The following is a 12903-nucleotide window of genomic DNA, read 5'->3' as shown; positions in this document are numbered from 1 at the left end:
TCGCATGGCGGCGAGCGATAAGCCGACCTCGTTCGATATCGCGGCGTTGGCCGGCGTGTCGCAGCCGACGGTCAGCCGTGCCCTGCGCGGTGACCGGACGGTCAGCGCCGCCACCCGCCTGCGGATCGAGGCGATCGCCGCGCAGTTGAACTACAAGGTCGACAAGAACGCCTCAGCACTGCGGCGTGGCAGCACCTCGACGTTGGCGCTGTTGTTCTTCGAAGATCCCGCGCCCGACGGATCGCGGATCAATCCCTTCTTCCTGTCGATGCTCGGGTCGATCCTCCACACCTGCGGCGCGCGCGGTTACGACCTGCTGACCTCGTTCCAGCAATTGTCCGCCGACTGGCATGTCGACTATGAGGACAGCCGGAAAGCTGACGGCCTGATCCTGCTCGGCTATGGCGACTTCGACGATTATTCGCGCCGGCTGGATCAGCTGGTGGCACAGGGGACGCATTTCGTACGCTGGGGATCGGCCGATCCGGCCCATCCCGGCACCGTCATCGGCTGCGACAATTTTGGCGGCGGTCGCGATGCCGGCGAACATCTGATCGCGCGCGGGCGGCGCAGCATCGCGTTCCTCGGCGACGCGTCCAGCCATTATCCCGAATCCCGCGACCGCTATCGCGGCCTCGCCGCCGCGCTGCAATCTGCCGGCCTCCCGCTCGATCCGGGGTTGCAGGTCGATGCGCTGTCGAGCGAGGCATCGGGCTATGACGCGGCCTGCCGCCTGCTGCGACGGAATATCGCGTTCGACGGCATCTTCGCCGCATCGGACATGATCGCGCTGGGCGCGATGCGGGCGCTGAGCGAAGCGGGCCGCAGCGTGCCCGGCGACGTGGCGATCGTCGGCTTCGACGATATTCCCGCCGCCTCGCTCGCGCAGCCGCCGCTCACCACCATCCGACAGGATTATGCGCGGGCCGGCGAATTGCTGGTCGACATGCTCATCCGCCGCATCGATCGGCGCGAAACCGCGCCCGCTCTCCTTCCGCCCGAACTGGTGGTGCGCAAGTCCAGCTGAAGGGGTTCCCCTCCCCCACTACGTCACCCCGGACTTGATCCGGGGTAACGGTAGGAGAAAATGCGCCCCTCAAATGCCAACCGAAATCTCCGTGCCCGCCACACCGGGGACGTCCACCTCGAACTGGAACAGATTGCCCGCCAGCGGCTGTGCCGCGGCCTGTTCGGCATCGTGATGCTTGTTGGCGGTGGTGGCGAACACCGTTCGCCGGTCCGGCCCGCCGAATGCGACCTTGGTGATCGCATCGACCGGCATCCGCACCGTCTCCAACAGTTCGCCCTGTGGCGAATAACGGCGGATGCCCCAGCCGGCATAGAGGCTGATCCACACGCAGCCCTCGGCATCGACGGCGGGACCGTCGGGATAGCCTTCCTCGTTCGGAATCGACACGAACAGCCGCCGGTCGGTCAGCGACCCGTCCTCGGCGATGGTGCAGGCATAGACCTGCCCGCCCAGCGTATCGACATGATAGAGCGTCCGCCCATCGGGGCTGACCGCCGGACCGTTGGTGATCGACACCGGCGGCGCGGACGCGACGGTGCGGCCGTCCGCCGCCAACCGATAGATGGTGCCCGTCACGGCACTCTCGCCATCATCCATCGTGCCGAACCATAGCCGGCCCGATACGTCGACCGTCGCGTCGTTCAACCGGTTACCCGGCAGATTGGGTTCGGGATCGACCAGCAGCTCGAACCCGCCCGTCACCGGATCGAACCGATGCAGCCCGGTCTGAAGCCCGGCAATGAACTTGCCATCGGCCGAGGGCAGGACGAAGCCGCACTGCGCCGGCGCTGCCCAGCTGCGGCGTTCGCCGTTCGCCGGATCGTAGCGGTGGATGCGCGGGGTCTTGATACAGGTGAACCAGAGCGCCTGATCCCGGTCGACCCAGTTGGGGCCTTCGAGCAGCGGTGCCGACAGGTCCCAGACACTGGCCGGTTCGGACTTCTGTACCTTCGTCATTCTATCGCCACCCTGCATCCACGAAGAAGCTATGCCCGGTTACCAGCCGCGCATCGTCGGAGGCAAGGAACAGGATCATCGCCGCGATATCGCCCGCGACCAGCCGCCCGCTCAGGCACTGCGCCTTGACGATCTCCGCCTCACCCTCCGGCGTGTACCATTTCAGCTGGCGCGGGGTGCGGACGTTGCCCGGAATGACGCAGACCGACCGGATGCCGTCGCCGCCCAGTTCGCGGGCGAAGCTGCGGGTCAGCCCCTCGATCGCCGCCTTCGCGGTCTGGTACAGCGTCAGTTCCTCCAGCGCGAGGTGCCAGCTGATCGACCCCATATTGACGATCACCCCCTTGCCGGCTGCCTTCATCCCCGGAATCACCGCCTGTGCGGCAAAGAACAGGTGGCGTAGGTTCACGCCCATCCGGTTGTCCCAATAGGCTTCGTCGACCTGTTCGATCGTGTGACGGTCGTCGCTGGCCGCATTATTGACCAGTACGTCGAACTCACCGCCCTCGGCGATGGCTTCGGCGATCGCCGCCTGCAACGCAGCGATATCGGTCAGGTCGACCCGCTTGAACGACGGGACCGGCCCCGCGCCGGCCAGTTCCTCGATCAATGCCCGCGAATCCGCCTCGGCAATGTCGAAAAAGGTCACCTGCGCGCCCTGCCGCACGAACCCTTCGACCACGCCCGCGCCGATTCCCGATCCGCCGCCGGTGATCAGCACGCGCTTGTTGGCGAGGGACGGATAGGAGGCGCGGGCTTCGGGCGCGATCGGGTAGGCGAAATCGTCAGGCGACATGGGGAATTTCCAACAAAAGGAGAGGTCAGGCGGTGATCAGGCCACGGCGCGCAAGGTTGCGCATCAGGTCGCGAATGCCGAACGCCCAGGGTGCGGCCGCTTTCGACGTGGTCACGGTGTTGACCAGCTCACCCAGCGACGGCGTGGAGATGCGCACGACATCGCCCGGCTTGTGGGTGAAGCCCCGGCCCGGTTCGTCGCGGTCCTGCACCGGTGCGAACAACGTACCGAGGAACAGGACGAAGCCGTCAGGATATTGATGTTCCGACAGCGCCTGTCGCACCAGATCCTCCGGATCGCGGCTGATCTCGCGCATCGTGCTGGTGCCGGTCAGGACATAGCCTTCCGGCCCGTCGATGCGCAGGTCGACCACGGCGTCGCGCACCGTGTCCATCGTGAAGTTGCCGTCGAACAGGCGAATGAACGGGCCGATCCCGGTCGAGGCGTTGTTGTCCTTCGCCTTGCCCAGCAGCAGCGCCGAGCGCCCTTCGAAATCGCGCAGATTGACGTCGTTGCCGAGCGTCGCGCCGACCGCCCTGCCGTCACTGGTCGCGACGATCACGATTTCCGGCTCTGGGTTGTTCCACGACGAATCCGACCGGATGCCGACCTCGGCACCCCAGCCGACGGTCGACAGCACCGGCGCCTTGGTGAACACCTCCGCATCCGGGCCGATCGCGACCTCCAGATATTGCGACCACATCCCCGCCTCGATCAGCGCGGCCTTCAGCGCAGCCGCTTCGGGCGAACCCGGCTTTACCGAGCGGATACCGCCACCGATGCGCGCTTCCAGATCGCCACGAATACCCTGCGCCGCATCCGCGTCACCGCGTGCACGTTCCTCGATCACCCGCTCCAGCGCCGACACGGCAAAGGTGACCCCCGCCGCCTTCACGCATTGCAGGTCGATCGGCGACAGGATCGGCGGATGGCCGCCCGACCCGTTCGTCAAGGATGACGTATCGCACACCACCGGACCCTCCAGCGACGCGATGTCGTTAAGTTCGAGGAGATCGGCAACAGTCGGCGCATGGGCCGACACGTCGATCACCTCTCCACCGTTCAGCAATACCGGCGTCGGACCGGCGGCGAGCAGCATCCGTCCTACGAGAATCGCCTTGTCGTAATCGACCGGCAGCATTCGGCTGGCATGTTCGAGCGTCATGTCGCTTCCCTTAGTGATTGTGGCGCGGCGTCGTTTCCGACGTCCGGCGATATTTGAGCGCGAGATCGAGGACGCCGCCGTCACCCAGCTGGCCGACCTTCTCGCGATAGATTTCTTCCCATGGCGTCTGGCTGGCGGGCACGGGCGGAATGCCCTCGCCCTTGCGGCGTGCGATCTCGTCGTCGCTCACCAGCATGTCGCAGCGACCATGGTTCAGGTCGATGCGGATCGTGTCGCCGGTCCGCAGCCACGCAAGCCCACCACCGACCGCGCTTTCGGGCGAGGCGTTGAGGATCGACGGGCTGTCCGACGTCCCCGACTGTCGCCCGTCGCCGATCGTCGGCAGGCTCTGGATACCGCGCTGGAGCAGGGACGCCGGCGGCTGCATGTTGGTGACCTCGGCCGATCCGGGCCAGCCGATCACGCCCGCGCCGCGAATGACGAGGATGCAATTCTCGTCGATGTCGAGCGCCGGATCGTCGATGCGGTGGTGATAATCGTCCGACCCGTCGAACACGATCGCCCGCCCCTCGAAGCAACCCTCGTTCCCCGGCTGCGACAGATAGCGCGCGCGGAAATCGGGACCGATCACGCTGGTCTTCATGATTGCCACGTCGAACAGGTTGCCCGACAGGACCAGGAAGCCTGCCTGTTCCTTCAGCGGCTGATTGTATGGCCGGATCACCTCGCGATCGGTCGCAACCCGGTTGGCGACATTCTCGCCCAGCGTCCTGCCGGTGACGGTCGCGACGCTGCCGTCGACCTTCCCCGCAGCGATCAATTCGCTCAGCACCGCCGGCACCCCGCCCGCCCGGTGGAAGCGTTCGCCCAGGAACCGCCCCGCTGGCTGCACATCGACCAGCAGCGGCAGGTCATAGCCGAATTCCATCCAGTCGGACGGATGCAGCTCGATATCGGCATGGCGCGCCATTGCATGGAGATGCGGATGCGCGTTCGACGACCCGCCGATCGCGGTGATGAGCGCGATCGCATTCAGGAACGACTGGCGCGTCAGAATCTTCGAAGGCCGCAGATCGTCATAGGCCATCTCGACGATCCGCCGGCCCGTCTCATACGCGATCTGCCCCCGCTCGCGATACGGTGCCGGGATCGCCGCGCAGCCGGGTAACGACATACCCAGACCTTCGGCTATGGCATTCATCGTCGAAGCCGTGCCCATGGTGTTGCAATGGCCGGCAGACGGCGCCGAAGCGGTCGCCGCCTCCAGAAACTCTTCCTCGGTAATCTCGCCCGCCGCCAGCTTGCGCCGCGACCGCCAGATCACCGTGCCCGACCCGACCAGATCGCCGTCATGCCAGCCATCCAACATCGGCCCGCCCGACAGGACGATCGCCGGGATGTCGACCGTCGATGCCGCCATGATCGCCGACGGCGTGGTCTTGTCGCAGCCGGTGGTCAGCACCACGGCATCGATCGGATAGCCGTTCAGGATTTCGACCAGCCCGAGATAGGCGAGATTTCGATCGATCGCCGCGGTCGGGCGACGGCAATTCTCGAAGATCGGATGGGTCGGAAATTCCATCGGAATGCCGCCCGCCGCTTCGATCCCCGCCTTCACCCGCTTGACCGTTTCCAGATGGATACGGTTGCACGGCGTCAGATCCGATCCCGACTGGGCGATGCCGATGATCGGCCGCCCGCTGGTCAGTTCCTTGGGCGTAATGCCGTAATTCATGAACCGTTCGAGATAGAGCGCAGCCATGTCGAGACGGCCGGGCGCGGCGAACCATTCGCGCGAACGAAACGGGCGGGCGGGAGTGCGGGTCATCTTGTCCACTCGGTCAGAAAGAAAACCCCCGCCCGTAGCAATACGGGCGGGGTGGAAGGTCAGCCCTGCATGTCCTCCAGCTCCTTGCCCTTCGTCTCATGAATGAACTTCTGGACGAGGAAGAAGCTGATGACGGCACAGGCGCCATAGAAGCTGTAGGTGATCGTCAGCCCGAGGCCGGCGGCCATCACCGGGAAGCTCTGCGCGATCAGATAATTGGCGAACCACTGGGCAAAGCCGCAGATGGCCAGCGCCGATCCGCGCATCTGGTTCGGGAACATCTCCCCCAGCATGACCCACATGATCGGGCCCCAGCTGACGTTGAAGAACACGACGTACAGATTGGCCGCCCACAGCGCGAGCGTGCCGAGCTCGGCCGACAGCTGCAGCTTGCCCGCCGCATCCAGCGTGCCGTTGTGGAAGCAGTAGACCAGCGCCCACAGCGTCACCGCCATGCCGGCCGAACCGATCAGCAGCAGCGGCTTGCGCCCGATCTTGTCGACCAGCGCGATGGTCACGAAACACGCCGCGATCGACACCACACCCGACAGGATGTTGATCTGCAGCGACTGGTCTTCGGTAAAGCCAGCCAGCTGCCACAGCGTCGCGCCATAATAGAAGATGACGTTGATGCCGACCAGCTGCTGGAACACCGCCAGCACGAGACCCGCCCATACGATCGGACGGATGCCGCCCTTCACAGGGTCGAGAATGTCGCGCAGCGCCGGACGGTGATCCTTGCTGAACGACGCCTCGATATCGCGGATCTTGACCGCGGCAGCGGCCGGGCCGAACAACCGGGTCAGCACGATGCGGGCCTCGTCCAGCCGCCCCTTCTGCACCAGATAGCGCGGACTTTCCGGGATGAAGAGCAACGCGACGAGGAACACGGCGGCCGGAATGGCCTGCATCCAGTACATCCAGCGCCACGCCTCATAACCGCCCCACCAGATCGAGGTGGAGGCACCGGCGGCGGCGGCGAGGTAATAGTTCACGACGAACGCCGCGGTCAGGCCGGTGATGATCATGATCTGCTGGATGGTCGTCATCCGCCCGCGAATGTTGGCAGGGGCAACTTCAGAGATATAGGCGGGCGACAGCACCGACGCCGCGCCGACCGCCATGCCGCCCATGAAGCGGGCGACGACGAACAGCATCTGCACATGGCTGAAACCCTGGATCAGCGCGCCGATCAGGAACAGGACCGCAGCCAGCATCATCACCTTGCGACGGCCCATCGCATCGGCCAGCCTGCCGGCCAGGAACGCACCGACGAAACAGCCGATCAACAGCGAACCGACGGTGAAGCCCAGCCCCGCCTCGCTGAGACCGAAGGCGGACTTCAGCCCTTCCTGCGTTCCGTTCACCGCACCGCTGTCATATCCGAACAGCAAACCGCCGATCGTCGCCACCGCGACGATGGCGATGACAAGCGCGATATTCACGCGCTCCCCGCTCGCCTCTATCATCCCCATCCACTCCCAGGTTCACTGCCGGACAGGCCGGCGTGTTAGCGGTAACGGTGGCGAATAACTAATATAATTGCAAGCGCCGCCTGCAACGAGCGCAGAATTAAGGAAGATCCTTCAGCGCGGCGCAGGCCCCGACGATTCGCGTACGACCAGTTCATGCTCCAGCACCCGGTCCTCGCCCGCATCCTCACCGGTGCCGGTACGGCGGTCGCGAATCCGGGTCAGGAGCATCTCGACCGCCGCCTCGGCCATCGCAGCGATCGGTTGCCGGATCGTGGTAATCTCCGGCCAGGTCGTCGTCGCCAGCGACGTGTCGTCGAAGCCAACGATGCTGAGATCCTGCGGCACGTGCAGCCCGCGACGATGCGCCACGTTGATCGCCGCCGCGGCCATGTCGTCGTTGCTCGCAAAGATCGCGGTCGGCCGGTCGGTCCGGTCGATCAGCCCTTCGGCCGCGTCGATGCCCGAACGATAGGTGAACAGCCCCTGTTCGACCGGCATGTCGGCCACGTCCAGCCCGGCTTCTTCGATCGCCGCGACGAAACCGCGCCACCGCTCGCCGCTCGCCCCGTTATTGGGGTTGCCGCGTACGAAACCGATCCGCCGATGGCCAAAATCGATCAGATGCCGGGTCATAGCCCTGGCCGCCGCGAAATCATCGATCCGCACCGAATCCCGCCCCGGCAGTGCCATGCCGACCGCAACCGCCACCGACGGCGTGCCTGCGGCGTCCAACTCATCCTGCACCAGCCGCGCGTCGGACAGCGGCGGCGGCAGGATAACACCCTGCACCGGCGTCGACGCAAAGCGCCTTGCCCCTTCGGCTTGCGCTTCGTCGCTGTCCCCGTCGCATGGTTCCAGCACCAGATGGCAGCCGACCTTGCGCGCGCCCTCCAGCGCACCAATCAGAAAATGCGACAAATAGGCCATGGACGGGTTGGCATAGAGCAGCCCGATCTGCGCCGCCTCTCCCGCCGCCAGACTGCGCGCGGCACTGTTGGGCGAATAGTTCAGCTGCGCGATCGCCGCCGCCACCGCCTCGCGCGTCGACTGGCGAACATTGGTGCCACCATTCACGACTCGGGATACGGTCATCGCCGATACGCCGGCGGCACGGGCAACATCCTGAATGGTGACGCTGCCCCCGCTGCGCCGACTGGGTTTTTCCATGTAAACAGAATGCTCCTTCGCAATGCTGAGTATTGCGCGTCCGTCCCGATTGCAAATCGCGACGATCGGTTGACGCATTGCGACCGGCCCGATAGCTGATAGCGCTACCAAATACGGTGACGGCCGCGCCGGACGCCGAATGTCGTGGGAGAGAGATCGTGATCCTGTCGCCGAAGCCCGTTCGCCTTGCGCTCGCCTGTCTGCTGGCGACCGCCGCCACCGGCACCGTCGTCGCACAGAACCGCCCCGCGCGTCCGGCCGCCGCCGAAAAGATGCTCTACAAGGACGCGACGCAGCCGGTGTCGGCTCGCGTCGAGGATCTGCTACGTCGCATGACGCTGGAGGAAAAGGTCGCCCAGATGATCGGCATCTGGGAAAAGAAGGGCGACATTCAGGACGCGCAAGGCAATTTCTCGGCGGCCAAGGCGTCACGCACCTTCCCCAACGGCCTGGGTCAGATCACCCGCCCGTCCGACAAGCGTGGTGTGACCGCCAGCAACAACGCCGCCGGCGTTGCCGCCGACGCGGTGAACCGCACCGCGCGGGAAACCGCCGACTATATCAACGCGGCCCAGCGCTGGGCGGTCGAACAGACCCGGCTCGGTATCCCGATGATCATGCACGAGGAAGCACTGCATGGCTATGTCGCGCGCGGTGCGACCAGCTTTCCGCAATCGATCGCCCTGGCCTCCAGCTGGGACCCGGCTCTGGTCGAGCGTGTCTTCGGCGTGGCGGCGCGCGAAATGCGCGCGCGCGGCGCGAACCTGGCGCTGGCACCGGTGGTCGACGTCGCCCGCGATCCGCGCTGGGGCCGGATCGAGGAAACTTACGGCGAGGACCCTTATCTGGTCGGCGAAATGGGCCTTGCCGCCATTCGCGGGTTCCAGGGCACGACCCTGCCGCTGAAGCCGGACAAGGTCATGGTGACGCTCAAGCACATGACCGGCCACGGCCAGCCCGAAAACGGGACCAATGTCGGCCCCGCCAACATTTCCGAACGCACCCTGCGCGAGAATTTCTTCCCGCCGTTCCAGCGCGCGGTCACCGAACTGCCGGTACAGGCGGTGATGGCGTCGTATAACGAGATCGACGGCATCCCCAGCCATGCGAACAAATGGCTGCTCGACGACGTTTTGCGCCGTGAATGGGGCTATAAAGGCTCGGTGGTCAGCGACTATTTCGCGATCAAGGAACTGAATACCCGCCACAAAATGTACGGCACCGACATGGCCGCCGCCGGGCGCCGTGCATTGGATGCCGGGGTCGACATGGAACTGCCCGATGCGGAGGGCTGGTCGACGCTGGCCCAGATGGTCAAGTCGGGACAGGTGCCGATTGCAAAGGTCGACAATGCGGTCCGGCGCATCCTGACCATGAAGTTCCAGATGGGGCTGTTCGAAAACCCCTATGCCGACGCCGCCACGGCGGAGGCCAAGACCGCGACCCCGGACGCGATCGCGCTGGCTCGCGAAGCCGCGGTGCGGTCGATGGTGCTGCTCAAGAACCAGAACAATCTGCTGCCGCTCGACCCGGCCAAGGTCGGCCGGATGCTGGTCGTCGGCACCCATGCCCGCGACACCCCGATCGGCGGCTATTCCGACGTACCCAAGCATGTCGTCAGCGTGCTGGAGGGGATGCAGCAGGCAGCCCAGGGTCGCTTCTCGGTCGATTATGCGGAGGGCGTGCGCCTCACCCGCAGCCGGCAATGGGCCGCCGACAAAGTGGAACTGGTCCCGCCGGCCGAGAATGCCCCGCTGATCGAGGAAGCGGTGGCCAAGGCGGCACAGGCCGACACGATCCTGCTCGTGCTGGGCCAGAACGAACAGCTCAGCCGCGAAGCCTGGGCCGACCAGCATCTGGGCGACCGGCAGAAACTCGACCTGATCGGCGAACAGAACGAACTCGCCCGCCGCCTGTTCGCGACCGGCAAGCCGGTGGTCGTCGTCCTGCTGAACGGCGGCCCGCTGGCGGCGACCTACCTCGACGCGAGCGCGCCGGCGATCCTCGAAGGCTGGTATCTGGGGCAGGAAACCGGCCATGCCGTCGCCGATGTCGTGCTGGGACGCGCCAATCCGGGCGGCAAGCTGCCGGTATCGGTCCCGCGCAGCGAGGGCCAGTTGCCGATCTTCTACAACCACAAGCCGACGTCGCGGCGCGGCTATCTCTTCGACAGCACCGCCCCGCTCTATCCGTTCGGATATGGCCTGTCCTACACCAGCTTCGACCTCGGTGCGCCGCGCCTTGCCAAGGGGACGATCGGCCGGGACGAAACGGTGCGCGTGTCGGTCGACGTCACCAATACCGGCCGGCGGGCCGGGGATGAGGTCGTCCAGCTCTATGTCCATGACGACGAGGCGACCGTGACGCGCCCGGTGCTGGAACTGAAGCATTTCCAGCGCGTGACGCTACGCCCCGGCGAACGCCGGACGGTGACCTTCGACCTCAAACCGAACGACCTCGCCTTCTGGAACGTCGACATGAAACATGTTGTCGAACCCGGTACATTCACCATCAGCACCGGCAACAGTTCCACCCGGTTGAAAACCGCTACGCTGACCGTTCGTTAATCGCTGGATCAAAGAGTGGTTCGGGCCGGTACGTTCATTTCGGAACGTACCGGCCCACGACCGATCACGACCAGTGCACGGAGTCCGTTGACGAAGGCACCGGATCAATCGTTGGAGCGTTCCGCTGTTTAATCCCAAGGCTTGGCGGTACGATGCTTTCGTTCGAAAGGCGGGAAGCATAGGGGCATGTACGTCGCGGACGCCCCACGACCACATACGCCGTCCCAGCATCCGTCAAGCGATCGCAAGTCTCGCTCGCGAAGCTGAGCCGTGAACCCGACATTGAGCCGAAGACGGTCGTGGGAAGGCGCAATCCGGCAACCGTCGAGGGCGTGAAGACCGCTACTGCAACAACCTTGTATGACACGAAGGAGGCGACGGTTGGGCGTTCCGCCGGCACATGCTCCTGCCGCTCGACGACTGCTTCTGGGCGGCACAGCCTTCAATTCTGCACCTAACCCGCCCTGCGCCGCATCGGTGCACTCAGATGTTTGGTTGCCGCATCTAATGGTGCGGTCTGACGCGAAGTTGGCGGCTCATTTTGGCCGCTCGGTGACGGTGGCCATAGAGCAATGGCTGCAAGGTACTTGCCGGCGTGACGGTCCTACTCGGTGGCAATGCGCCGCCAGTTTTTGATCTGACAAAATAGCCGCTCAACGACGTTCCTGCGGCGGTCAACACACTTGTTAAGCGGCCAATCCGTACCGTGCGCAGGAGTAGATGGGACCCGGCCTTTACGCGTCGGTCAGCCCGCCGGTTGCGCAGACTGTCGGCGCAATAGGTTTGGTCGGCGACGAGACAGCGAACCGACTTGGCGACGCTCAGCAGTGGAACGGCCATGCAGATTTCGACGACGTTAGCGGGTATCAGGGCAAGGGCGACCAGTCAGACGCTGTACTTAGCGAGGCAACGGGCCTTGTAGGTCTGGCTTCCACGCGAGCCACCAATCGTTCGTTTACTACTCGTCCTTTTCGGCCTGTTGCCGAGCAGTGCGCCTTCACATGCTTGCTGCCGATCGACAATTCGTCCAAAACCGGCGATCTTCTTGAACAACCACTGCCACATTTCGCGCAACGCCGATCAGGTATGGCGATTGTAGACGGTGGTCGGCGGGCCACAGGTCACTGGAGCATCACGTCACCGGCAGCCTGTCTTTAGGACATGCAGAATGCCCGAGATCAACGTCCGGTCATCGGTGCGAAACCTGCCGGGCGACCATGAGGGGAGATGCGGCTCGATCGCTGCCCATGTTTCGTCAGATAGCCAAGACAAATGCCGTGCCATAGCTGATACTGCCCAAACTCTGCGGAACTCCCTGTTTACACCGTTGCTTTGACAACTCTAACGTGCTTCCAACCTGGGCATCGGGGCGAGGCTTGACCGCCTGACTTTCCGCTAACTCAGAACTGTTACTAAAGCCAGCTTTGAACAGCGGATCGGTTTGCCGGATAGGGAATGGTTTCTGATCGGGCCGCTGCTGCTGATCCAGCGCAGAGGTAGCGGTCGTCTCGCGGATGACCATCGGCAGTTCTTCGGCGGCATAATCTGGACTCCGCAGACAGGTACGCCGTAGCGACGCCTGTCGGACGAACATGATAGGCGGAGCTACGTGTTCCGTTACTACCGTCGCTGGGCGATGCTGGGCGCACTCACTGGGCATGACGACTGCACCAAGCATCGCTGGCGTAACCAGATAAGGCGACGGTCCGACGAGTTCATTCACTGGTAGAGGTCACTAGGCGGCGTGGACAAATTTGAGCCAGTATCTTGCGGTGGCGAGGTGGACCATGCCGAGGAAGCTGCTGGCCAGCTGGTCGTAACGTGTGGCTCTGGCGCGGTTGATCTTGAGGTGGCCGAACATGCGCTCGATGCGGTTTCGTTGCTTGTAGAGCGACCGGTCATGCTCGATCTTGACCCGCCGGTTTGAGCGGCCGGGGATGACGGGTTCGATGTTGCG

The 12903-nt window shown here is 64.7% G+C and carries 11 protein-coding genes; 2 read left to right on the top strand and 9 right to left on the bottom strand.

Going from position 1 to position 12903, the window contains the following annotated elements:
• Positions 1 to 4: 4 nt before the first annotated feature.
• On the top strand, positions 5 to 1027 hold the full coding sequence (locus MF609_RS16530) for a LacI family DNA-binding transcriptional regulator (RefSeq protein WP_242417253.1): 1023 nt from the start codon (positions 5 to 7) through the stop codon (positions 1025 to 1027).
• A 69-nt stretch (positions 1028 to 1096) separates the two neighbouring features.
• On the opposite strand, the gene MF609_RS16525 is transcribed toward MF609_RS16530, so the two are convergent.
• From MF609_RS16525 to MF609_RS16500, 6 genes are all read right to left on the bottom strand, one after another.
• Positions 1097 to 1987: an SMP-30/gluconolactonase/LRE family protein gene (locus tag MF609_RS16525; RefSeq protein ID WP_242417252.1), complete on the bottom strand. Its 891-nt coding sequence runs from the start codon at positions 1985 to 1987 to the stop codon at positions 1097 to 1099.
• 1 nt (position 1988) lies between these two features.
• Positions 1989 to 2783: a D-xylose 1-dehydrogenase gene (gene xylB, locus MF609_RS16520; protein WP_242417251.1), complete on the bottom strand. Its 795-nt coding sequence runs from the start codon at positions 2781 to 2783 to the stop codon at positions 1989 to 1991.
• A 25-nt stretch (positions 2784 to 2808) separates the two neighbouring features.
• On the bottom strand, positions 2809 to 3948 hold the full coding sequence (locus MF609_RS16515; RefSeq protein ID WP_242417250.1) for a fumarylacetoacetate hydrolase family protein: 1140 nt from the start codon (positions 3946 to 3948) through the stop codon (positions 2809 to 2811).
• Positions 3949 to 3958: 10 nt separating this feature from the next.
• Complete coding sequence (locus MF609_RS16510) at positions 3959 to 5737, bottom strand: IlvD/Edd family dehydratase (protein ID WP_242417249.1); 1779 nt, start codon at positions 5735 to 5737, stop codon at positions 3959 to 3961.
• 59 nt (positions 5738 to 5796) lie between these two features.
• Complete coding sequence (locus tag MF609_RS16505; protein WP_242417248.1) at positions 5797 to 7206, bottom strand: sugar porter family MFS transporter; 1410 nt, start codon at positions 7204 to 7206, stop codon at positions 5797 to 5799.
• A gap of 117 nt (positions 7207 to 7323) precedes the next feature.
• Entirely contained in the window at positions 7324 to 8379 is a 1056-nt protein-coding gene (locus tag MF609_RS16500) for a LacI family DNA-binding transcriptional regulator (RefSeq protein WP_242417247.1), read from the bottom strand.
• 272 nt (positions 8380 to 8651) lie between these two features.
• Between MF609_RS16500 and MF609_RS16495 the strand changes: the two genes are divergently transcribed.
• Entirely contained in the window at positions 8652 to 10946 is a 2295-nt protein-coding gene (locus MF609_RS16495; protein WP_242417351.1) for a glycoside hydrolase family 3 N-terminal domain-containing protein, read from the top strand.
• A 1137-nt stretch (positions 10947 to 12083) separates the two neighbouring features.
• On the opposite strand, the gene MF609_RS20090 is transcribed toward MF609_RS16495, so the two are convergent.
• From MF609_RS20090 to MF609_RS16480, 3 genes are all read right to left on the bottom strand, one after another.
• Positions 12084 to 12230, bottom strand: a complete 147-nt coding sequence (locus MF609_RS20090; protein ID WP_419723113.1) for a transposase — start codon at positions 12228 to 12230, stop codon at positions 12084 to 12086.
• A complete protein-coding gene (locus MF609_RS16485) occupies positions 12202 to 12468 on the bottom strand; it encodes a hypothetical protein (RefSeq protein WP_242417246.1) in 267 nt (88 codons plus the stop codon). The genes MF609_RS20090 and MF609_RS16485 overlap by 29 nt, the downstream gene beginning before the upstream one ends.
• A gap of 213 nt (positions 12469 to 12681) precedes the next feature.
• Positions 12682 to 12903: transposase (locus tag MF609_RS16480; protein ID WP_242417245.1), on the bottom strand; the 222-nt coding region annotated here is incomplete at its 5' end.

The sequence above is a fragment of the Sphingomonas panni genome (assembly GCF_022664435.1).
GTDB lineage: Bacteria > Pseudomonadota > Alphaproteobacteria > Sphingomonadales > Sphingomonadaceae > Sphingomonas > Sphingomonas panni.
Note: the sequence above shows the minus strand (reverse complement) of the source record. Positions and strands in the feature narration are given on the sequence as shown.

Excerpts from the sequence above, each read along its gene's own strand:
- xylB (WP_242417251.1), bottom strand. The coding sequence starts at position 2,783 with ATGTCGCCTGACGATTTCGCCTACCCGATCGCGCCCGAAGCCCGCGCC.
- MF609_RS20090 (WP_419723113.1), bottom strand. The coding sequence starts at position 12,230 with ATGGCACGGCATTTGTCTTGGCTATCTGACGAAACATGGGCAGCGATC.
- MF609_RS16485 (WP_242417246.1), bottom strand. The coding sequence starts at position 12,468 with ATGGTCATCCGCGAGACGACCGCTACCTCTGCGCTGGATCAGCAGCAG.
- MF609_RS16505 (WP_242417248.1), bottom strand. The coding sequence starts at position 7,206 with ATGATAGAGGCGAGCGGGGAGCGCGTGAATATCGCGCTTGTCATCGCC.
- MF609_RS16510 (WP_242417249.1), bottom strand. The coding sequence starts at position 5,737 with ATGACCCGCACTCCCGCCCGCCCGTTTCGTTCGCGCGAATGGTTCGCC.
- MF609_RS16525 (WP_242417252.1), bottom strand. The coding sequence starts at position 1,987 with ATGACGAAGGTACAGAAGTCCGAACCGGCCAGTGTCTGGGACCTGTCG.
- MF609_RS16500 (WP_242417247.1), bottom strand. The coding sequence starts at position 8,379 with ATGGAAAAACCCAGTCGGCGCAGCGGGGGCAGCGTCACCATTCAGGAT.
- MF609_RS16530 (WP_242417253.1), top strand. The coding sequence starts at position 5 with ATGGCGGCGAGCGATAAGCCGACCTCGTTCGATATCGCGGCGTTGGCC.
- MF609_RS16495 (WP_242417351.1), top strand. The coding sequence starts at position 8,652 with ATGCTCTACAAGGACGCGACGCAGCCGGTGTCGGCTCGCGTCGAGGAT.
- MF609_RS16515 (WP_242417250.1), bottom strand. The coding sequence starts at position 3,948 with ATGACGCTCGAACATGCCAGCCGAATGCTGCCGGTCGATTACGACAAG.